Source organism: Massilia sp. DJPM01, from assembly GCF_030348125.1.
Lineage (GTDB): Bacteria > Pseudomonadota > Gammaproteobacteria > Burkholderiales > Burkholderiaceae_D > Telluria_A > Telluria_A frigida.
On sequence record NZ_JAQOZV010000022.1, the window covers coordinates 49,089 to 70,052 of the forward strand.

Here is a 20,964-nt window from a genome sequence, read left to right on the forward strand (position 1 = left end):
ACGGGTTGAACGGATTGGAGAGAAATGGGGGTGTTTTAAGCGATTTCAAGGCCCGCAAGCTCAGCGCCCGAGCTCCCGGGCCAGGAACTCCCACACGCCCGGTTCCTGCGAGGTCGATACGTTCATGCGCATCCGGGTCGAGGGCAGCTGGCTGGGCGAAAACAGGGCGCCCGGGGCCAGCAGCAGGCCGTCGGCCATGGCGCGTTCGGCCAGGGCGCTGGTGTCGATGCCGGTGTCGGTCCAGACGAACAGGCCGGCCGGCGGCGCCACGTCGACCTTCAAGCCCACTTTTTCCATCTGGCGCACGGTGCGTGCGCGCACCGCGTCGAGCCGTCCGCGCAGGCGGTCCACGTGCTTGCGGTACAAGCCCTCCGAGAGCACCTTGTACACCACCCGTTCGCCGATGTCGCTGGTGGTGAGGGTGGCCAGCATCTTGCGGTCGCACAGGCGCTGGGCCCACTCGGGAGAGGTAGCGATGAAGCCGACCCGCAGGTTGGCCGCCAGCGACTTGGAAAAGCCGCCAAGGTAAATCACCCTGTCGAGCTGGTCGAGCGCCGCCATGCGCGTGGCCGGCTGCACCGCGCTGCCGGGATGCAGGTCGCAGTAGATATCGTCTTCGACGATGGTAAAGCCGTGTTCCCCGGCGATGCGCAGCACCTGGAACGCCTTGGCCGCCGACAGCGAGGTGGAAGTGGGGTTGTGCAGCACCGAATTGATCACATACAGCTTGGGCTTGTGCAGCGCCGCCATCGCGGCCAGGCGGGCGATGTCGGGACCGTCGGCCAGGCGCGGAATGCCGACCACTTTCAGGCCCATCGCCGCGAACGCGCCGAACATCAGGAACCAGGCCGGATCGTCCACGAAAATGGTGTCGCCCGGGCGGGTGAATTCGCGCGCCACCAGGTCCAGCGCCTGGGTCACGCCGACCGTGGTGACGATCTGCTCGGGGGCGGCGTCGATTTCCAGTTCGGCCAGTTTCAGCTGGAGCTGCTGGCGCAGCGGCAGGAAACCCTGCGGCACGCCGTAATTGACCAGCAGCGCGCCGCTCTGGCGGCTGACCGCGCGCAGGGCGTTGGCGATCATCGGGCCATCGAGCCATTCGGGCGGCAGCACGCCGGAACCGGGCACGCGCTGCGACGGCGCGGGGCGGAACATATTCCGGATCAGCCAGACCACGTCGAGCGGCTTGGCTTCCAGCGGCGCCGGCGGCGCATCAGGCATGGAGCGTTCGCCGGCGTTCAGGGGCGAGCGTTCGCGCACGAAAAAACCGGCGCCGCGGCGCGACTCCACGTAACCCTTGGCCACCAGTTTGTCGTAGCTGGCCACCACCGTGAAGCACGACACCCCGTGGGTGGCGGCGAACTGGCGGATCGACGGCATGCGCGCGCCGCTGCGCAGCAGCTTGTCGTCGATCCGGCTCGATACCGAGCGCACGATCTGGTCGATCAGGGTTTCGCCCGAGCCGCGCGTGAGCAGGCCGATGGCGGGATTGCTTGTATTGGTCATGACACCGTCACAGTATGCGTAATTAATTGGTAAAGTGTATTTGTACTGTACTGGTTTTCTCGTCTAGGATACACCCATCGACCTTCCAGCTCCACTCCTTGAAAGCCAGCCATGTACCTGCCCGACCTCGCCGAACTTGATGCCGCCGCCGCCCTCGTCTACCACGCCATGCCGCCCACGCCGCAGTATTCGTGGCCGTTATTGAATGAAGCGGTCGGCACCGAGGTCTGGGTCAAGCACGAAAACCACACGCCGCTGGGCACCTTCAAGGCGCGCGGCGCGGTGGTCTACCTCGGCGCGCTAGTGCGGCGCGCGCCCGAGGTGCGCGGCATCATCGCCCCGACCCGTGGCAATCACGGCCAGGCGATCGCCTTCAGCGGCGCGCGCGAGGGATTGCAGGTGACGGTGGTGGTCCCGCACGGGAACAGCGTGGAAAAGAATGCCTGCATGCGCGCACTGGGCGCGCGGGTCATCGAACATGGCGACGACTTCCAGGCAAGCCGCGAACATGCGCTGGCACTGATGCGTGACGAAGGGCTGCACATGGTGCCCTCGTATCACGAGGATCTGGTGGCGGGCGTGGCCAGCGGCTGGCTCGAACTGTTCCGCGCCCAGCCCGACCTGGACCTGGTGCTGGTGCCGATCGGCCAGGGCTCGGGCATCTGCGGCGCGATCGCGGCGCGCCACGCGCTGGGCGTCAAGACCCGGATTATCGGCGTGGTGTCGAGCCATGCGCCGGCCTACCAGCTCTCGTTCCGGGCCGGGCGCAGCATCGAAGCGGCGGTCAGCACCGTGGTGGCCGACGGACTGGCCTGCCGCGTGCCCGATGCGGCCTCGCTGGTGGCGGTGCTCGAATGCGCCGACGACGTGCTGGCCGTGACCGACGACGAAGTGGCGCGCGCCATGCGCCTGTACTACCGCTGCACCCACAACCTGGCCGAAGGCGCCGGTGCGGCGGCGCTGGCGGCGGCCATGCAGATCAAGGACAGCGCCTTAATCCGTGGCAAGAAGATCGGGCTGCCGTTGACCGGCGGCAATGTCGACGCCGAGCTGTTCCGTCACATCCTGCAAGGGCCTTGAGCATGGCGACGATATCGACGAGTGCGGTGACCGGTGCGGTGCGGCCGGGCCTATCCCGGCTGGGCCTATCCCGGCGGGGCCTATCCCGGCCGGGCCTATCCCGGCGGGGCCTATCCCGGCTGGGCCTATCCCGGCGGGGCCTATCCCGGCTGGGCCTATCCCGGCGGGGCCTATCCCGGCTGGGCCTATCCCGGCGGGGCATGTCCGACGAGAGCGCCGGCATGCTGCTGGGGCTGGTTGGGGTGGCCATGTTCAGCCTGACCTTGCCGTTCACGCGGATGGCGGTGGCCGGGCTGGAACCGGTGTTCGTGGCGCTGGGGCGGGCCTTGGTGGCGGCGCTGCTGGCGGGCATCTGGCTGATATGGAAGCGCGCGGCGCTGCCGCCGAGGTCGGCGCTGTGGCCGCTGGCGATGGTCTCGCTCGGCTGCGTGATCGGCTTCCCGTGGCTGACCTCGATTGCCTTGCGCAGCCTGCCGGCTTCTCACGGCGCGGTACTGGTTGGTATTTTGCCACTGGCTACCGCGCTCGTTTCCGCGCTGCGCGGCAACGAAAGGCCATCGCTGGGTTTCTGGCTGACCGCGCTGGCGGGCTCGGGCATCGTCATCGGCTTCGCGCTGCGCCAGAGCGGCGGCAGCTTCCATCAGGCCGACCTGCTGATGTTTGGCGCCGTGGCGGCGGCGGCGGTGGGCTACGCCGAGGGTGGAAAGCTGGCGCGCAGCATGGGCGGACAACAAGTGATCAGCTGGGCGCTGGTCTTGTCGGTGCCGCTGGTGTTGCCGCTGGTGGTATGGCTGGCATGGCCGCACCTGGACCGGATGGCTGAGGCCGGCGCAGGGGCGTGGATTGGCTTTGCGTATGTGTCCGTGTTCTCGATGTTCATCGGCTTTTTCTTCTGGTATCGCGGCATGGCGCGCGGCGGCATTGCCCGGGTGGGGCAAGTGCAACTGCTGCAACCGTTCATGACATTGGCGGGCGCCTGGGTGCTGCTGGGCGAACCGCTGGCAGCGGCCAACATCGGCTTCGCGCTGGCAGTGATCGCCGTGGTCGCGATTGGCCGCCGCATGCAAATCAAGCGCTAACACCGCCCACCGGGGTCTGACCTCTGATTCGAAACTTTTTTATTGCTTAACCGGGGTCAGAGCTCTGACTCGCAACTTTTTTGTTGCTCAACCCCGGTTAAGCACATTTTCTTGGGCGAACAGGGTCGAGATGCCCGGGATGCGTCAAAATTGATTCCGGCCGAAAACGATTTATATTGACTAAAGGAAAATGTTTCAAGTCAGAGGTCAGACCCCGGTTGTAGGGGTTTTAGAAGTTCGTTTATCGGAGTCTGCCCTGCGGTCTGACAAGTTGTCGGCAGGGCGCGATTCCGGTGGGCAGCCGGTCGTGCCCGACGTACAATACTGCCTTGTTCTTTCTACCCGCCTCGAGGATCCGCCATGACCGTGTACGACAAACTGAAATCGCTCAATATCACCCTCAGCCCGCCTGCCGCTCCCGTCGCCGCGTATGTGATGTACGTGCAAACAGGGAATCTGGTGTTTATTTCCGGACACATCGCGAAGAACGCCGATGGCTCCGTGAACGCCGGCCAGCTGGGCAAGGAAATCACCACCGAACAGGGCACCGCCGCCGCGCGCGCGATTGCCATCGATCTGATGGGCACGCTCCAGGAAGCCTGCGGCGGCGACCTGGGCCGTGTCAAGCGCGTGGTTAAACTGATGAGCCTGGTCAATTCGACGCCTGGCTTCACCGACCAGCACATCGTCACCAATGGCGCCTCGGAACTGCTGGGCGAGGTATTCGGCGATGCTGGCAAGCATGCCCGCTCGGCCTTCGGCGTGGCCCAGAACCCGCGCGGCGCCTGCGTGGAAATTGAAATGATTGTCGAAGTCGCTTAAAGCTTCATCAACATCCCGGACGCTGCTTATCCGGCGGCGTCTTTCCAGCCGCTTACCCAGCGTGCTCTATAATCGGCCCAGTGCGAACCCGGCCGCCTTGACTGTGAGACCAGTATGAAAATCGAAAATCCAAACCCCATCGAGTGGCGTTTTTCCGAGCGCGCCAGCCAGCTTCAGAGTTCGTTCATCCGCGAAATCCTGAAGATCACCCAGCGTCCGGAGATCATCTCCTTCGCCGGCGGCCTGCCTTCGCCCGCCACGTTCCCGGTCGAACACATGAAGGCGGCCTTCGACAAGGTCCTGTCCGAAAACGGTAAAGTGGCGCTGCAGTACGGCCCGACCGACGGCTACCCGCTGCTGCGCGAGTGGATCGCCAATTCGCTCTCCACCACCACCTGCAAGATCCTCCCCGAACAAGTCTTGATGACTTCCGGCTCGCAGCAGGCGCTCGACCTGCTGGGCAAGGTGCTGATCGACGAAGGCAGCCGCGTGCTGGTCGAAACGCCGAGCTACCTGGGCGCGCTGCAAGCGTTCTCGGTCTACCGTCCCGAATTCAAGTCGGTCGCAACAGACGAGCATGGCCTGGTGCCGTCCTCGATCGCGGCCGTGGCCGAAGGCGCGCGCCTGCTGTACGCGCTGCCGAACTTCCAGAACCCGACCGGCCGCAGCCTGTCCATCGAGCGCCGCCAGGAACTGGTCGAAACCTGCGCCCGCCTCGGCCTGCCCCTGATCGAGGATGATCCGTACGGCGCGCTGAGCTACAAGGGCGAGCCGTTCCCCAAGATGCTGAACATGAACCCGGACGGCGTCATCTACATGGGATCGTTCTCGAAAGTGCTCACGCCCGGCATCCGCCTGGGCTACGTGGTCGCGCCGCTGCCGCTGGTGCGCCGCCTGGAACTGGCCAAGCAAGCCGCCGACCTGCACACCGCGCAGCTGACCCAGATGGTGGTCTACGAAGTGGTCAAGGATGGCTTCCTCGACCAGCACATCCCGACCATCCGCGCGCTGTACGCCAACCAGTGCCAGGCGATGCTGGACGCGATCGCCGAATTCTTCCCGTCCAGCGTGACCTGGACCAAGCCCGAAGGCGGCATGTTCATCTGGGTGACCCTGCCCAAGCATATCGACGCCATGAAGCTGCTCGACCAGGCCATCGCAGCCAAGGTGGCGTTCGTACCGGGCGCGCCGTTCTATGCCAACGAAGCCGAAACGAACACCCTGCGCCTGTCCTTCGTGACCGTGCCGCCGGAGCGTATCCGTGAAGGCATCGCCATCCTCGGCAAGCTGATCGCCGCGCAGCTGTAAGCCTCGCCGCGCCAGTGTCGACGCCGCCCCCCAGCTCACTGGCGGGCGGCGTTTTTGCATTTGTATGCGGCATGGGTCCCATGTTATCTTGAGACTCATTTAACAGCGTCGGGGAAGCGGATGGTCAATCGGATCGCGAACGCACAACTGGTGGCCTTGTCCATCGCGCTGGCCTGGCCCGGCGCGGCCATCGCGCAGAGCGCCGATGAAGAAGAACTGGCGCTGACTTACGGCGAGCGCGCCGTGCTCACCATCGCCACCGGCAGCCAGCAGCCGCTGGCGCGCGCGCCGGCCGTGGCCTCGGTCATCTCGGCCGCCGACATCGCGGCCATGGGTGCGAGCGACCTCGATCAGGTGCTGGAAAGCGTGCCTGGCCTGCACGTATCGAGCTTCTCGGCGCCGTTCAATCCGATCTACAGCATCCGTGGCATCCATACCGGCTACAACCCGCAGGTGCTGATGCTGGTGAACGGCTTGCCGATCACCTCCGTCTTTACCGGCAACCGCGGCCAGGCCTGGGGCGGCATGCCGCTCGAGAACGTGGCGCGCATCGAGGTCATTCGCGGCCCCGGCTCGGCCCTGTACGGCGCCGATGCCTTTTCGGGCGTGATCAACGTCGTCACCAAGAGCGCGGCCGACATCCGCGGCATCGAATCGGGCCTGCGCCTGGGGAGCTTCAAGAGCCGCGACGCCTGGGTCCAGTCCAGCCACGCCTGGGGCCCGCTGCGCGCCGCGCTGTATCTGCGCGGCGCCAGCACCGACGGCGCCAGGCGCGCCGTCGAGCAGGATCTGCAGAGCGGCCTCGATACCGTCTTCGGCACGCGCGCCTCGCGCGCACCCGGCACGGCCAGCGCCGGGCGGCGCGCGCTCGACACGCGCGCCGATCTCGAATGGGGCAACTGGCGCCTGCGCGGCGCCTACCAGAAGCGCGAGATGGGCGTCGGCGTCGGCCTGGCCGATGCGCTCGACCCCGAGGCGCGCGTACCGGAAACCCGCACCTACCTCGACCTGGGCTACCACCAGGCGGGCTTCATGCCGCACTGGGACTTGTCGGCGGCGCTGGCTTACCATGCGCTCAACAACCGCCCCGGCGAGCCGGCCTACCACCTGTTCCCGGCCGGCGCCTTCGGCGGCGCCTGGCCCGGCGGCGTGGTGGGCAATCCCGGCCACGCCGAACGCCATTACAACGCCAGCGTGTCGGCCTTCTACACCGGCTTCGATGCGCACCGTATCCGCATCGGCGCCGGCTACCGCGTCGACGATCTGTACAGCGCCACCGAGACCAAGAACTTCAGCTTCGTGCTGGTGCCGGGCGTGGGCGCCACCATCAGCCCCCTGCCGGCGCTGGTGGACGCCACCGGCAATCCGGCGCTGGTGTACCTGACGCCGCACAAGCGCGATATCCAGTATGCCTTCGTCCAGGACGAGTGGCGCATCGCCAACGACTGGACCCTGACCGCGGGCGTGCGCCACGACCGTTATTCGGACTTCGGCGGCACCACCAATCCGCGCGCGGCGCTGGTGTGGGACGCGGCGTACAACGTGATCATCAAGGCCATTTACGGACGCGCCTTCCGCGCGCCGCATTTCGTCGAGCAGTACACGATCAACAATCCAGTCAACGTGGGCAATCCGAACCTCAACCCGGAAACCATCGAGACCGGCGAACTGGCCGTGTCGTGGCAGCCGGCCAACGACTGGCGCACCAGCCTCAATCTGTTCCGCTACCGCATGCGCGACATCATCGTGGCCGCGCCCAATGCCGATCCGGGCACCGGCAAGACCTTCCGCAACACGGGCGACCAGAGCGGACGCGGATTCGAGTTCGAGACCGCCTGGACGCCGCTGCGCGCCCTGCGCCTCGCCGCCAGCATGTCGTACCAGCGCAGCATCGATGAAGCCAGTGGCAGGGATGCCGGGCTGGCGCCGCAGCGGCGCCTGTTCGCGCGCGCCGACTGGCGCCCGGCGCCGTCGTGGCAGATCGGCACCACCATCAACCACGTGGCCGACCGGCGCCGCGAGCCGGGCGACGCGCGCGCGCCCATCGCCGACTACACCACGACCGACATCAGCGTGCTGCGCGAACGCCTGTCCGGCAACTGGCAGCTGCGCGCCTCGGTGACGAACCTGTTCGACCGCGATGTGCGCGAGCCGAGCGCCGCACCCGGGAATATCCGTTTCGACCTGCCGATGCCGGGACGCGCGTTCACGCTTGAGTTGCGCCACACCCTGTGACGGGCCGGCGCCACTACCCATCCCGCATAGGCGCACACGTGGTATACAAAAGACACAACCCTTGCATTAACAGGATTAGAATGGGCTGACAACAGCGCGCTCTGACAGGTATCGGAGCACAGGCTGGCTCACTGGTGGATGCGCTATGGATATTGAGCACCGCAACAACGTGAACTGTTCCGGGAATGGTCCCTCGACCCTGGTATTCGGTCACGGCTTCGGCTGCGACCAGAACATGTGGCGCAAGATGCTGCCCGCCTTCACCGAACGCCACAAGACGATCCTCTACGACCTCGTTGGCAGCGGCAAGTCGGACCTGTCGGCCTACAACGAATTCGACTACGGCAGCTTGCACCGCCACGCGGAAGACCTGCTCGAGATCATCCACGTATTTTCCAACGCGCCGGTGGTCTTCATCGGCCACTCGGTCAGCGCCATGATCGGCATGCTGGCCGCGATCCGCGAGCCGGCCATGTTCGCCGGCCAGGTCATGGTCGCCCCGTCGCCCTGCTTCATCAACGATGGCGACTACATCGGCGGCTTTAACCGCGAAGACATCGACGCCCTGCTGGACCTCATGCACGACAACTACCTGAAGTGGGCCGCCAACATGGGCCCGGTGATCATGGGCGCGCCGGACCGGCCTGAGTTGCAGCAGGAGCTGACCGCCAGCTTTTGCCGCAACGATCCCGAGATCGCCCGCCACTTCGCGCGCGTCACCTTCTTGTCGGACCACCGCGCCGACGTGCCGCGTTCGCACACGCCGACGCTGATCCTGCAAAGCACCGACGACATGATCGCCCCGCGTGAAGTGGGTGAATACATGCGCAAGCACTTGCCGGTGAGCTGGCTGGCCTATGTCGACAATATCGGGCACTGTCCGCATATGAGCGCGGCCAGCGAAAGCACGGAACTGATCCAGACCTTCATCGCGCGTTTGCTCAAGTAAGCGCGCTTGCCGGATAATGCGGGTCGAAGCGGCGCACCCTGGCGCCGCCGCGAACCTGCGAGAACACCTTGACCGACCAATTCATCCAGAGCGATATCGACGCCGTCTACCGCGCCATCGCCGCGCGGCGCGACGTGCGCCACTTCGTGCCGGGCGCCATCGACGAGGCGCTGTTCGCCAGGCTGATTGGCGCGGCGCACCAGGCACCCAGCGTGGGGCTGATGCAGCCGTGGCGCTTCATCCGCATCCGCAGCGACGCGGTGCGCGAGGCCATCGTGAAGCTGGTCGACGAGGAGCGCCTGGCTACGGCCAACGCGCTGGGCGAGCGCGGCTCGGAATTCATGCGGCTGAAAGTCGAAGGCATCCGCGAATGCGGCGAACTGCTGGTGGCCGCGCTCATGGACCGGCGCGAGGAGTATGTGTTCGGGCGCCGCACCCTGCCCGAGATGGACCTGGCGTCGGTCGCCTGCGCGCTGCAAAACATGTGGCTGGCCTCGCGCGCGGAGGGGCTGGGCATGGGCTGGGTGTCGCTGTTCGATCCCGCCAGGCTGGCCGCGCTGCTGTCGATGCCCGAGGGGGCCAAGCCGGTGGCGGTGGTCTGCATCGGGCATGTGGAACAGTTTTATCCGATGCCGATGCTGGAGATGGAGGGCTGGGAAAAGCGCCGCAAGCTCGACGGCCTGGTGTTTGTCGACCGCTGGGAGCAAAAGGACTCACCCCGCGCCGATGGCGGGGATGACGGCATCAAGGCTTTTTCGGATACCCCGTAATCTCCGCAATCTGCGCATACATCGGCTGCAAGCGCGCGTACATCTTGCGGTACACCTGCTTGTACAAGCGGTCGTACATCACCCGGTTCGCCTCAATCGGCTCGAACACCCGCCCGATACGCGTCATCCCCGCAATCGCCGCCGCGAAGTCCGGATACAGACCCAGCCCCACCACCGCCGCGATCGCCGCCCCCAGCCCCGACGTTTCATACACATGCGGACGCGCGGTCGGCAGCCCGAAAATATCCGCCGTCAGCTGCATCGCCGCGTCGCTCTGCGAACCGCCGCCCGAGACGCGCAACTCGGTAATCGGCACCCCGCTGCGTTTTTCGGTGCGTTCCTTCCCCTCGCGCAGCGCATACGCCAGCCCTTCCAGGATCGCGCGGTACACGTGCGCACGCGTGTGCACGTCGCCAAAGCCGATAATCGCGCCCTTCGCCTCCGGCCCCGGCACGCGAATACCCGGACTCCAGTAAGGCTGCAGCATCAGCCCCATGGCCCCGGCCGGAACCGCGTTCACCAGTTCATCGAACAGCTGCTCAGGCGCCACATCCTCTTCCAGCGCGCGCGCGCGCTCGTGGTGGCCGAACTGCTCCTTGAACCAGTTGACCATCCAGTAGCCCCGGAAAATCTGCACCTCGGTACTGTAGGTATCGGGAATGGCCGCCGGATATGGTGGAATGAAGGGCGTCACTTCCACATAGCGGCGGCTGGTGGTGTTGATGGTGGCGGTGGTGCCGTAACTGAGGCAGCCGATATGCGGCGCCTGGCAGCCCGCGCCGATCACTTCGCACGCCTTGTCGGCCGCCGCCGCCAGCAAGGGCGTGCCGGCCGGGATGCCGGTCAGCGCGGCCACCGCGTCGTCGATCAGCCCGATCACGGTGCCTGGCGCCACCAGTTCGGGCAGCATCTGCGGGGTGATCGCGAGCGCCTGCCACTTCCAGTCGCGCGGCCCGGCCCAGCGCTGGCGCTTGTAGTCGAACGGCAGGTACGCCACCTGCGAGCCGGTCGAATCGACGTAGCGCCCGCACAGCCGGTAATTCAGGTAACCCGACAACAGCAGCACCTTGTGCGTGCGGTCCCAGATGTCCGGCTGGTGCGCCTTGATCCAGTTGACCTCGGCCTCGCCGCAAAAATAGTCGATCGTGCCCTTCACGCGCGCCAGCCGGAACGCCGCATTCCACCACATGCCGACGCGCGGCGCCAGGTCGGTGCGGCGCTGGTCGAGCCAGGTGATGGCCGGCCGCAAAGCCTTGCCATCCTGGCCGACATTGATCACCGTGCCGCGCTGGGTGGTGACCGCCACGCCCTGCACTAGCGCCTTGTCGGCGCCAGGCTGCTCCCACAGCTGCTCGCAGGCGCGGCACAGCGACTGCCAGTAGTCTTCCGGGTCGTGCTCGGCCCAGCCGGGATGCTCGGAAAAATAGCTCTCGAAGTGAACCTGCGATTTGGCGACGATATTACCTTGCAGGTCGAACAGGATCGCGCGCACGCTCTGGGTGCCGTTGTCGATGGCGAGGATGGTTTTATCATTCATGGCTGTTGATTCTCTCGTCACGCGGGAAGGCCGTAGTGCGCCTGCCATAATGCCAGATAGGCCGCTTCGTTCGCGTTCCAGCGCGCGTCGTCCCATTCCAGCTCGCCCTGGCAGATCGCACGGATGCGCGCCATGTGCCGCGCGCCGCCGCCGCGCAGCTGCAATCCAAGCCGCGTGCGGCGCAGCAGCAGGTCTTCCAGGTGCTGCACCGCTTCGCTGCGCGCGGCCCAGCGCAGTTCGGCCCACAGCGATTCGGTGCCGGGGATGGCTTCCAGCTCGCCCGCTTGGGCCGCGTCGATCAATGCCTGCGCGTGCGCGCCGTAGCGTCCGCGCAGGCGCCGCACCACCGCCGCGCGCAGCGGGGCGACCAGCGACGGCGATGGCGCGAACACGGGGCACGGCGCCAGGTCGTCGCGCCAGCCGGCCAGCAAGGGCATGGCGTGGCGCAGCGCGTCGAGGGCGATCACGCGGAAGGTGGTCAGCTTGCCGCCGGTGACGGTCAGCATGCCGTCTTCCAGCCATACCGCATGGTCGCGCGAGGCCTTGGACGGGTCGCCCGCGCCGCTGTCGATCACCGGGCGCACGCCGGCATAGGTCGCAATCACGTCCGACTCCTTCAGCGCCAGTTGCGGAAACTGCGCGTGCAGCGCCGCCATCAGGTAGTCCAGTTCCGCCCGCGTGATGGCGGCCTCGCTGGCCAGGCCATCGCCGTGATCGACGTCGGTGGTACCGACCAGGGTGATGCCTTCCCACGGAAAGGCAAACACCGGGCGGCCGTCTGCCGGGTGCATCAGGCTGACCGCCTGCGCCAGCGGCAGGCGCCAGGCCGGCAGCACCAGGTGGCTGCCGCGCAGTGGCCGCAGGCGCGGCGCGGCGCCGGCATGGCCGCGCAGTTCGTCGGCCCAGGCGCCGGTGGCGTTGACCACCACGCGCGCGCGCGCCTCGTGGGTGGCGCCATCGCGCCCGTCGTGCAGCAGCGCGCCGTTGACGGTGCTGCCGCTCCTGAGCAGCGCGCGCGCGGCCATGTAGTTGATCGCCACCCCGCCATGAGTCTGGGCTTCCTGCAGCACGCGCAGCACCAGGCGCGCGTCGTCGGTCTTGGCATCGGTGTAGAGCATGCCGCCTTGCAGTCCGGCGCGCGCCGCGTTGGGCGTCATCATCGCGAATTCGCCGCCATCGACGTAGTGGCGCTCGCGCTTTCCGGCCATCAGGTCGTAGATCGCCAGCCCAAGCAGGAAGGTCTTGCGGCCCGGTTTGCGGCCCACGTAGTCGCCGAAGGCGAAACTTTGCGGTTCCACCAGGCCGGCAGCCCCGGCAAGCAGCGCGTCACGCTCGTGCACCGATTCGCGCGTCAGGGCGAAGCGGCCCTCTTTCAGGTAGCGCAGGCCGCCGTGCACCAGTTTCGATGAGCGGCTCGATGTGCCCCAGGCGAAGTCGCGCTGCTCGACCAGCAGCGCTTTCAGGCCTCGGCGCGACGCTTCCAGCAGGATGCCGGCGCCGGTGATGCCGCCGCCAATGATCAACAGGTCCCATTCGCGCGCCAGCAGCAGCGGCAGCGTATCTTGCCAACCGCTATGCCAGCCCTTCTGCCAGTGGCTGCTCACGGCGACACCAGCTTGCCCGGGTTCATGCGCCCGTCCGGGTCGAAGTGGCGGAACAGCGTACGCATGGCGCTCATGCCCAGCAAGCCTTTTTCGGACGCGAGGTAGGGCGCGTGGTCGGTGCCGACGCCGTGCTGGTGGCTGATGGTGCCGCCGTTGACGACGACCGCTTCCGATACGGTGCTCTTCAAACGGCGCCAGCGCTGCAAGTCTTCCTCGTAATTGCCCGAGAGGCGGTACACAAAGGTCGAGTAGACGCTGGCGCCCTGCGCATACAGGTGCGACAGGTGGGTGTAGGCGTGCACCCGCTCGCCGCAGGAGGCCATGGCCTGGGTGGCGGCTTCCTCCAACGCGTGCATCATCGGGGTGACGCCCGGCCAGTCGACCGCCGTCTCCACCGTGTCGATGGCGTAGCCCTGCTCCCATGCGGCGTTGCGCAGGTAGACGTTGCGGAAGCGGTTCTGCTTCCATTTGTCGCCCATGGTGCGGCCCACGTGCACGCCGCCGCCGGCGCGCGCGACCGACAGCGCGGCGCGCAGCGCGTGTTTCGCGTTGGCGGCCGTGCCGCTGGCGCCGATCATCAGCATGCATTTGCCGACGGCGCAGCCGCGCCAGCGCAGCCAGGTTTCCAGCGCGCCGATCAGGCGCTTGTGGCCGGCCAGGGTCAGCATGGTCAGCGTTTCGAGGGGATTCGACAGGCGCAGCATCGATAGCGGCAGCTTGGCCTGCGCCAGTTCGCGCGTGGCGGCGGCCGCCGATTCCCAGTCGGGAAAGAACACGGCGTGGAAGGCTTCGTACTGCGGCAGGCGGCTGATGCGCACCGTCGCTTCGGTCAGGATGCCCAGGCGGCCTTCGGAACCGAGCACGATCTCGCGCAGGTCGGTTCCGGCGGCGGACGCGGGAAAGGTCGGCAGGTCGAGCGTGCCGACCGGCGTTTCGACCCGCCCGCCGGCGAACAGCTGTTCGATGCGTCCGTAACGCAGCGACTGCTGGCCGGAGGAGCGTGTGACCACCCAGCCGCCCAGGGTCGAATACTCGAACGATTGGGGAAAGTGACCGAGCGTGTAGCCGAAGGCGCGCAGTTGCGCTTCCAGGTCAGGCCCCAGCACGCCGGCCCCGAACGTAGCCAGCTGCGCTTCCTTGTCCAGATCGATCAGGGCGCGCATGCGCGTCAGGTTGATGGTGAGGACCGGCGCCGCTCCCGCTTCCACGCCGACGTGGCCGGCCACGCTGGTGCCGCCGCCGTAGGGAATGACGATGGCGCCGCTGCGGGCCGCAAAATCGAGCAGCTCGCGCACTTCTTCCCCGCTTTCCGGCCAGGCCACGCCATCCGGGGCGGTGTCGATTTTGCCGTAGCGAAGGCGTAGCCAGTCGGGCAGGCTCTGGCCCAGTGCATTGGCCAGGCGCGCCGCGGCCGAGGTGTCGACCAGCGGATGCGGCGGCAGGCGGCTGCCACCGATGCGCGCGCAGGCGTCGGCGTGGCTGGTCTCCGCCCCCGCGCTTCCAGGCCCCAGGCGCTCGCCCAGAAACGCCAGCGCGTCCGCGTTTAGCGCAAATTCAATGGCATCGTCGCCCCATCCGTTCCACCGCTTCATCGTTTTTTCCCGTTATACTTGGCTGTTCATCCACGGCCGCCAGCGTATGCGAAGGCGGGCTTCACGTATTGCGCTTTTATGACAACCGCTTTGTTCAAACATGCCAGGGGTTCCGCCAATGCGGCCTGACGCGCGCCGCGTCACCGGGTCTTATCTGCAGCCGCTGCTCGACGCGGCCCAGGCGCGCGGCGTCGGTCCGGCCGCTTTGGCCTGCGCCGCCGGCCTGCCCGCGACGGCGCTCGAGCGCCTGCCCGACTCGCTCGGCGCGGCCGATTACGTGCGCCTGCTGGGTGCCGGCGCCGAACTGGCGGACGACCCGCATTTCGGCCTGCATGTCGGCGAACGGGTCAAACTGGGCACCTACAGCGTGTATGGACTGATTTTGCTGTCGTGCCGCGATTTTGGCCAGGCTTTCCAGCAGACCTTGCGCTACGAGCAGCTGGCGCACGACCTGGGACGCTCGGTGCTGCATCTGGACGGCCAGCAGGCGCACTACGAATGGGTCAGCAATTACCCCGAGGGCAGCCGGCACCTGGTCGAAAGCGTGTTTGCCGGGATCCGCACCTTCAGCACCTGGCTGGCCGGGGCGGCGCTGCCGGCCCCGCAACTGGGGTTCACGCACGCACAGGCGGCCGACGGCGCCGAGTACGAGCGCATTTTCGGCACCCTGCCGCGCTTCGGCGCGCCGGTCAACGCGGCCGGTTTCGACGCCCAGCTGCTTGGCTGGCCGGTGCCGAATGCCGACGTGGGCCTGTATCCGGTGCTGCAGCAGCATGCCGAACAGCTGCTGCGCGAGCGCAGCCGGCGCGACGACGGGGTGGTGGCCCAGGTGCATGCGGCCATCATCCGCAACCTTGCGCACGACCGGGTACGGCTGGCCAGCATCGCCGAGGAACTCAAGCTCTCGCCGCGCACCCTACAGCGCAAACTGAGCGAGGCCGGGGCCAGCTTCCAGCAGGTGCTCGACCAGGCACGCTACGCGCTGGCCACCGATTACCTGCGCCAGGGCAGCCTGTCGCTGGTCGATATCGCGTTTTTGCTGGGTTATCAAGAGCAAAGCGCGTTCTCCCACGCGTTCAAGGAATGGTCCGGCGTAAATCCCGGAGCGTGGCGCGATGGCGGCCATTTGCGCCTATAATACGTCGCTGTTCCGATCTACGCTAACCCTGCGCTTCCCCTGCGCCAAACCTGGCAACGCCGTGAATCCACATCTCGACAAACTGCACCCCTACCCTTTTGAAAAACTGCGCCAGTTGTTCGCGGGCGTGACCCCGAACCCGGACTACGCGGCCATCAGCCTTGGCATCGGCGAGCCCAAGCACCCGACGCCCGCCTTCATCCAGAAGGCGCTGGCGCACGGCGTGGCGGGACTGGCCACCTATCCGACCACGGCCGGCAGCGACGCCCTGCGCGCTGCCATCGCCGGCTGGCTGGAACGGCGCTATGGCGTGCCGGCGCTCAATCCGGCCACCCAGGTGCTGCCGGTGAACGGCTCGCGCGAAGCCCTGTTCGGGATCGCCCATTGCGTCGTCGATGCCTCCCGGCCGGCGCCGCTGATCGTCTGCCCCAATCCGTTCTACCAGATTTACGAGGGCGCGGCCTACCTGGCCGGGGCCGTGCCGTACTTCGTCAATTCGGAACCGGGCCGCAATTTCGGCTGCGACTACGCCAGCGTGCCGGACGATATCTGGCCGCGCGTGCAGCTGCTGTACCTGTGCACCCCGGGCAACCCGACCGGGGCCACCCTGTCGCTGGAAGACTGGAAGCAGCTGTTCGCGCTGTCCGACCGCCACGGCTTCGTGATCGCCGCCGACGAATGCTATTCCGAGATTTACCATACCAGCACGGCGCCGCTGGGCGCGCTGGAAGCGGCGCACCAGCTGGGACGCAGCGGCGGCGAGACCCCGTACGCGAACCTGATCGTGTTTTCCAGCCTGTCCAAGCGTTCCAACGTGCCGGGCATGCGCTCCGGCTTCGTGGCGGGCGATCCGGCCGTGATCAAGAAGTTCCTGCTGTACCGCACCTACTGCGGCGGCGCCATGTCGCCACCGGTGCAGGCGGCGTCCATCGCGGCCTGGGGCGACGAAACCCACGTCCAGGAGAACCGCGTCAAGTACCGCGAAAAGTTCGCCCTGGTCACCCCGCTGCTCAAGGAGGTGATGGATGTGGAGCTGCCCGACGCCGGTTTTTACCTGTGGGCCGATGTGCGCCGCAGCGGCCTGTCGGACACCGAATTCGCGCGCCGTCTTTACGCGGAATATAATGTCACGGTCCTGCCGGGCAGCTACCTGGCGCGCGACGCCCACGGGGTCAACCCGGGCAGCGGCCGTATCCGCATGGCCCTGGTTGCCGAAGTCGACGAGGGTGTCGAAGCGGCCCAGCGCATCGTCCAGTTTTGCAAAGCCCTGAAGTCGCAATGAATCCGTCGCACCGAATCCGCCACACCACCTAATAAGATACCGATCATGACCCAACAACTTCAAAACCTCATCGACACCGCCTGGGAACAGCGCGCCGAAATCACCCCGGCCAACGGCACGGCGGAACTGCGCGAGGCAGTGGCCCACGTGATCGCGGGCCTGGACGACGGCAGCATGCGCGTGGCGCAAAAAACCGGTGCCGACTGGGTGGTCAACCAGTGGATCAAGAAAGCGGTGCTGCTCTCCTTCCGCCTCGAAAACAACAGCGTGATGACGTCCGACGGCACCATGCAGTTCTACGACAAGGTACCGACCAAGTTCGCCAACTATACGGCCGACGATTTCGCGCGTGGGGGTTTCCGCGTGGTGCCGCCGGCGGTGGCCCGGCGCGGCAGCTTCATCGCCAAGAACGTGGTCTTGATGCCGTCCTACGTCAATATCGGCGCCTACGTCGATGAAGGCGCCATGGTCGACACCTGGGCCACGGTCGGTTCGTGCGCGCAGATCGGCAAGAACGTGCACCTGTCCGGCGGCGTCGGCATCGGCGGCGTGCTCGAACCGATGCAGGCCAATCCGACCATCATCGAAGACAACTGCTTCATCGGCGCCCGTTCGGAGATCGTCGAAGGCGTCATCGTCGAGGAAAATTCGGTCATTTCGATGGGCGTGTACATCGGCCAGTCGACCAAGATCTACGACCGCGCCACCGGCGAAGTGACTTACGGCCGCGTGCCGGCCGGTTCGGTGGTGGTGTCGGGCAACCTGCCGTCGGAAGATGGCAGCTACAGCCTGTACTGCGCCGTGATCGTGAAACGTGTGGACGCCAAGACACGCGCGAAAACCGGTATCAACGAATTGCTGCGCGGTATCTGATACAGTAAAAGTCCAAACCAGGAGAAAAAAAATGGCAATGGACCGCTTGTTCCATCTGATGAAAGAAAAAAACGCGTCGGACATGTTCTTCGCGGTCAATTCGCCCGTCCACATCAAAATCAACGGCAACCTGATTCCCATCAATCAGCAAAAGCTGGAGCCGGAAAACATTTCCGCCCTGCTCGCGGAAATCTGCACCCAGGCGCAGATGGATGAGCTGATGCGCGAAAACGAGCTGAACATGGGTATTTCGGTCGCCAACCTGGGCCGCTTCCGTTTGTCGGCCTTCCGCCAGCGCGGCACGATTTCGGCGGTGTTCCGGTTTGTGCCGGCCGTGATTCCGGCGCTGGAAGACCTGGGCCTGCCGCACGTGCTGGCCGACCTGATCATGGAAAAGCGCGGCTTGCTGCTGCTGGTCGGCGCGACCGGTTCGGGCAAGTCGACCACCATCGCCTCGATGCTGGACCACCGCAACGAGTTGCGCGCCGGCCACATCCTGACCCTGGAAGACCCGATCGAATACCTGTTCAAGAACAAGAAATCGATCGTCAACCAGCGTGAAATCGGCAGCGATGCCAGCAGTTTCTACACGGCACTGCGCAATTCGATGCGCCAGGCGCCCGATTGCATCCTGATCGGCGAGATCCGCGACAAGGAAACCATGGCTGCAGCCCTGGCCTACGCCCAGTCGGGCCATTTGGTGCTGGCGACATTGCACGCGAACAACTCGTACAACGCGCTGAACCGGATCATCAGTTTTTACCCGATCGAAAACCGGCCGGCGCTGCTGCAGGATTTGTCGTCGGCGGTCAAGGCGATCGTGTCGCAGCGCCTGGTGCGCTCGGCGGCTGGCGGCACGCGCCAGGCGGCGGTCGAAATCATGGTCAATACGCGTTACATCGCCGACCTGATCGACAACGGCGAGATCGGCCAGATCAAGGAAGCGATGGAAAACAGCCTCTCGCCGGGCTCGCAAACCTTCGAGTCGGCCTTGTACGAACTGGTCAAGAGCGGCCTGATCACCCAGGAAGAAGGCTTGGCCAATGCGGACTCGGCCACCAATCTGTTGTGGCTTCTTAACAACGGTCCGGAAGTGCGCGCGGCCAGCACCCAGGAAGCGGCACCCAAGCCGGTCGAGGAATCGTCCTCGTTTACCGAGTTCACGCTCAATAGCTGATGTCGCGCTAACGCCAGCCACACCGCCAAGCGCCGTGTGGCTATTTTTTTAGCGTGTAGAGGACCACATCGGCCATGGCCGCATAACCCTGTGCGTTGGGATGGAAGGCGCCCAGAAGGCCGTCCGACCTGTCTTGATTGCCCGGCCACTGGGTCAGGAACGAATCCGCGCCGGTTCGCACCATGCGCACATTATCGTCATACGGTTGCCATTGGCCGATGTTGGCGGGACTGAGCATGTCCAGATACCGGCCGGTACACCATCCTTTACCGTCCATCACCCGTTCCTGGGCGGCCACCCGCCAACGCAGCTTGCTGGCCGCGCGAGCGAGCGTCTGCGTCAATCGGGGAATCACATCCCGGTTGACGATGCCCGCCTCACCTTCCGTGAGATTGAATTGCCAATGTTTTTGCTGCGCCATCTCGGGAATATGTATCCGCATCAGATACCACGCATTGCGCGTGTTTGACTTCGCCTTATCGCCGCACATTGTTCCAGCGACCTTTTGCAGCGGATTAGGATAGGTGTTCAAGACCACTGTACCGGCATCGGCGTCCAATAGTTTTCTGAATGCGGTATCGAGTGCGACAAACCGCAGCGGCAATTGCCCAATGCGCTCGACGGCGCTGGTTTTCTCAGCCTCCTCGCAATATGGCGAGCCCGGCGACGGACATACCACGCCCCCTTTTCGCCTCACTGCGCTCACCACTTTCCTCGTCTGCATCAATCTTGGAATGAATTTATCGCTGTGCAATGACGGCAAAATCGCCCATTTAATGACGCCGCTAAAGCCAATATCATTACCGCCGACAGACAGCAAGACCAGATCGGGCCGGCGCAACTGGCCGGCGGGACAGGCGCGCAGTTCATTCATCCATGCCAGCTGGTGACGCTGATGCTCAAGAGGCAGCAAAGCCTCCTTGATGCGATCGAGGTCCTGATCCGGGAGCGGCTGCGTCCCCACCTTGCAGAGCGCGCCCACCGCCGCCGTCAATTGCGACACCGGCGTATCGCATGCGGGATCGACCGCGTCGCGCGTTGTCCGCTTGTCGCATTGACTGCCCTGCCCCGGCACCATGCGCTGAGGCGCCAGCATGCCGTCGACGATTTCCGCTCCGGCGCATGCCAGATGAATGAACGCGACGGTGGAGTGGGGAGTGTCGGCCGCGATGCGCAAGGCAACCATGTTCTGGTATGAATAAAATGAGCGGTTACAGCGTTGCGACAGCCAGACCGGCGCCTTTTTCACAAACCCGTCAATGTCACGCCGGCCAAGCGAGAGCCAGTCGCCGTCCTTGAGCGCCGGATGCCACGTCGTGGGCACATCGGGAGCGCCCTCGCCAGCGCCGTACGAGTCGCCCAGCCCCAGAACGATTTTCACGGTTGGCACCAGCCTTTCCCGGGCAAGGACCGCGTCGCCGGTGCTAACCTCCAGCAGCGCTCCTGTCGCGGGCAGCGCGTCCGAGGCGATCTCGCCGGAGCAGGCATGCGTGGCGATCACCTGGCCATCCATCCTCCAGACGCAGCGCGCGTCGGCCGGCATGCCGGGATGGGAGCCGGCTACCACCAGGCGCGCCTTGATCGAGAAAAAAGGCGGCGCATCGGCAAAGCCGTCCTGATAGCGGGGTCTTAAAGCCTTGTCGTCCTCCACCCACGCGCCGGGCCGCTCAGCACCATAGGGCGAACCTCCCGCTGCAAGCACCCGCCTGAGCCAGGACGCGCTGTTTTCGTTTTTGCGTGGCGCCATTTTTTCGAACAAGGCGGCGGAAGATCCCGCATGGGGTGCTTCATGCCAGGAAATATAGTCGAACATCCTGAATCGATTGCCTATTTCCCACTCGATGCTTATCTCCGATGCGCACGCGGCAGCGCTTGCCACCATCAATAGCGACCAAAGAAACATTTTCAGAGCAGATCGAAAAATAGGCATTCAATTCTCCTGAGCGTCACCCCGTCAATACAGCGAAAGGATAGCGCAAGAAGATGAACCATGAGAGGAAAATTAATAAGTG

The 20,964-nt window shown here is 65.6% G+C and carries 16 protein-coding genes; 11 read left to right on the top strand and 5 right to left on the bottom strand.

Annotated elements, in window-relative coordinates:
- Positions 1-60: 60 nt before the first annotated feature.
- Positions 61-1,506, bottom strand: coding sequence for a PLP-dependent aminotransferase family protein (locus tag PO883_RS15915; protein WP_289310634.1), 1,446 nt, complete (start codon positions 1,504-1,506; stop codon positions 61-63).
- Between the two features lie 111 nt (positions 1,507-1,617).
- Between PO883_RS15915 and PO883_RS15920 the strand changes: the two genes are divergently transcribed.
- The 7 genes from PO883_RS15920 to bluB all read left to right on the top strand — a co-directional run bounded on the left by PO883_RS15920 (position 1,618) and on the right by bluB (position 9,749).
- Positions 1,618-2,586, top strand: a complete 969-nt coding sequence (locus PO883_RS15920; protein ID WP_289310635.1) for a threonine dehydratase — start codon at positions 1,618-1,620, stop codon at positions 2,584-2,586.
- Between the two features lie 200 nt (positions 2,587-2,786).
- Positions 2,787-3,665, top strand: coding sequence for a DMT family transporter (locus PO883_RS15925; RefSeq protein WP_289310636.1), 879 nt, complete (start codon positions 2,787-2,789; stop codon positions 3,663-3,665).
- Between the two features lie 360 nt (positions 3,666-4,025).
- Positions 4,026-4,487, top strand: a complete 462-nt coding sequence (locus tag PO883_RS15930; RefSeq protein WP_054263560.1) for a RidA family protein — start codon at positions 4,026-4,028, stop codon at positions 4,485-4,487.
- A gap of 114 nt (positions 4,488-4,601) precedes the next feature.
- Entirely contained in the window at positions 4,602-5,795 is a 1,194-nt protein-coding gene (locus PO883_RS15935) for a PLP-dependent aminotransferase family protein (RefSeq protein WP_289310637.1), read from the top strand.
- Positions 5,796-5,915: 120 nt separating this feature from the next.
- Positions 5,916-8,030, top strand: a complete 2,115-nt coding sequence (locus PO883_RS15940) for a TonB-dependent siderophore receptor (protein ID WP_289310638.1) — start codon at positions 5,916-5,918, stop codon at positions 8,028-8,030.
- Between the two features lie 145 nt (positions 8,031-8,175).
- Positions 8,176-8,979: an alpha/beta fold hydrolase gene (locus tag PO883_RS15945; RefSeq protein ID WP_289310639.1), complete on the top strand. Its 804-nt coding sequence runs from the start codon at positions 8,176-8,178 to the stop codon at positions 8,977-8,979.
- A gap of 68 nt (positions 8,980-9,047) precedes the next feature.
- Positions 9,048-9,749, top strand: coding sequence for a 5,6-dimethylbenzimidazole synthase (bluB, locus tag PO883_RS15950; RefSeq protein ID WP_289310640.1), 702 nt, complete (start codon positions 9,048-9,050; stop codon positions 9,747-9,749).
- Here bluB and PO883_RS15955 read toward each other — a convergent pair.
- From PO883_RS15955 to PO883_RS15965, 3 genes are read right to left on the bottom strand one after another with little or no spacing between them, the layout of a single operon-like run.
- Entirely contained in the window at positions 9,724-11,286 is a 1,563-nt protein-coding gene (locus tag PO883_RS15955; RefSeq protein WP_289310641.1) for an FGGY-family carbohydrate kinase, read from the bottom strand. The genes bluB and PO883_RS15955 overlap by 26 nt on opposite strands.
- A 17-nt stretch (positions 11,287-11,303) precedes the next feature.
- Positions 11,304-12,890, bottom strand: a complete 1,587-nt coding sequence (locus tag PO883_RS15960) for a glycerol-3-phosphate dehydrogenase/oxidase (RefSeq protein WP_289310642.1) — start codon at positions 12,888-12,890, stop codon at positions 11,304-11,306.
- The gene (locus PO883_RS15965) at positions 12,887-14,482 is read right to left on the bottom strand and encodes an FAD-binding oxidoreductase (RefSeq protein ID WP_289310643.1); all 1,596 of its coding nucleotides are present in this window, start codon (positions 14,480-14,482) and stop codon (positions 12,887-12,889) included. The genes PO883_RS15960 and PO883_RS15965 overlap by 4 nt, the downstream gene beginning before the upstream one ends.
- A gap of 118 nt (positions 14,483-14,600) precedes the next feature.
- On the opposite strand from PO883_RS15965, the gene PO883_RS15970 reads away from it, so the two are divergent.
- From PO883_RS15970 to PO883_RS15985, 4 genes are all read left to right on the top strand, one after another.
- Positions 14,601-15,620: an AraC family transcriptional regulator gene (locus tag PO883_RS15970; RefSeq protein ID WP_289310644.1), complete on the top strand. Its 1,020-nt coding sequence runs from the start codon at positions 14,601-14,603 to the stop codon at positions 15,618-15,620.
- Between the two features lie 61 nt (positions 15,621-15,681).
- Positions 15,682-16,902: a succinyldiaminopimelate transaminase gene (gene dapC, locus PO883_RS15975; protein WP_289310645.1), complete on the top strand. Its 1,221-nt coding sequence runs from the start codon at positions 15,682-15,684 to the stop codon at positions 16,900-16,902.
- A gap of 45 nt (positions 16,903-16,947) precedes the next feature.
- On the top strand, positions 16,948-17,775 hold the full coding sequence (gene dapD, locus PO883_RS15980; RefSeq protein WP_289310646.1) for a 2,3,4,5-tetrahydropyridine-2,6-dicarboxylate N-succinyltransferase: 828 nt from the start codon (positions 16,948-16,950) through the stop codon (positions 17,773-17,775).
- Positions 17,776-17,806: 31 nt separating this feature from the next.
- Entirely contained in the window at positions 17,807-18,952 is a 1,146-nt protein-coding gene (locus tag PO883_RS15985) for a PilT/PilU family type 4a pilus ATPase (protein WP_167084926.1), read from the top strand.
- Positions 18,953-18,992: 40 nt separating this feature from the next.
- Here PO883_RS15985 and PO883_RS15990 read toward each other — a convergent pair whose 3' ends face one another.
- On the bottom strand, positions 18,993-20,882 hold the full coding sequence (locus tag PO883_RS15990; protein WP_289310647.1) for a hypothetical protein: 1,890 nt from the start codon (positions 20,880-20,882) through the stop codon (positions 18,993-18,995).
- Positions 20,883-20,964 lie beyond the last annotated feature (82 nt).

Bases quoted from the DNA above. Each gene is read 5' to 3' on its own strand.
- dapD (WP_289310646.1), top strand. From the start codon at position 16,948: ATGACCCAACAACTTCAAAACCTCATCGACACCGCCTGGGAACAGCGC.
- PO883_RS15970 (WP_289310644.1), top strand. From the start codon at position 14,601: ATGCGGCCTGACGCGCGCCGCGTCACCGGGTCTTATCTGCAGCCGCTG.
- PO883_RS15930 (WP_054263560.1), top strand. From the start codon at position 4,026: ATGACCGTGTACGACAAACTGAAATCGCTCAATATCACCCTCAGCCCG.
- PO883_RS15945 (WP_289310639.1), top strand. From the start codon at position 8,176: ATGGATATTGAGCACCGCAACAACGTGAACTGTTCCGGGAATGGTCCC.
- PO883_RS15915 (WP_289310634.1), bottom strand. From the start codon at position 1,506: ATGACCAATACAAGCAATCCCGCCATCGGCCTGCTCACGCGCGGCTCG.
- PO883_RS15920 (WP_289310635.1), top strand. From the start codon at position 1,618: ATGTACCTGCCCGACCTCGCCGAACTTGATGCCGCCGCCGCCCTCGTC.
- PO883_RS15955 (WP_289310641.1), bottom strand. From the start codon at position 11,286: ATGAATGATAAAACCATCCTCGCCATCGACAACGGCACCCAGAGCGTG.
- PO883_RS15935 (WP_289310637.1), top strand. From the start codon at position 4,602: ATGAAAATCGAAAATCCAAACCCCATCGAGTGGCGTTTTTCCGAGCGC.
- PO883_RS15940 (WP_289310638.1), top strand. From the start codon at position 5,916: ATGGTCAATCGGATCGCGAACGCACAACTGGTGGCCTTGTCCATCGCG.
- PO883_RS15990 (WP_289310647.1), bottom strand. From the start codon at position 20,882: ATGCCTATTTTTCGATCTGCTCTGAAAATGTTTCTTTGGTCGCTATTG.
- PO883_RS15965 (WP_289310643.1), bottom strand. From the start codon at position 14,482: ATGAAGCGGTGGAACGGATGGGGCGACGATGCCATTGAATTTGCGCTA.
- PO883_RS15925 (WP_289310636.1), top strand. From the start codon at position 2,787: ATGTCCGACGAGAGCGCCGGCATGCTGCTGGGGCTGGTTGGGGTGGCC.
- PO883_RS15985 (WP_167084926.1), top strand. From the start codon at position 17,807: ATGGCAATGGACCGCTTGTTCCATCTGATGAAAGAAAAAAACGCGTCG.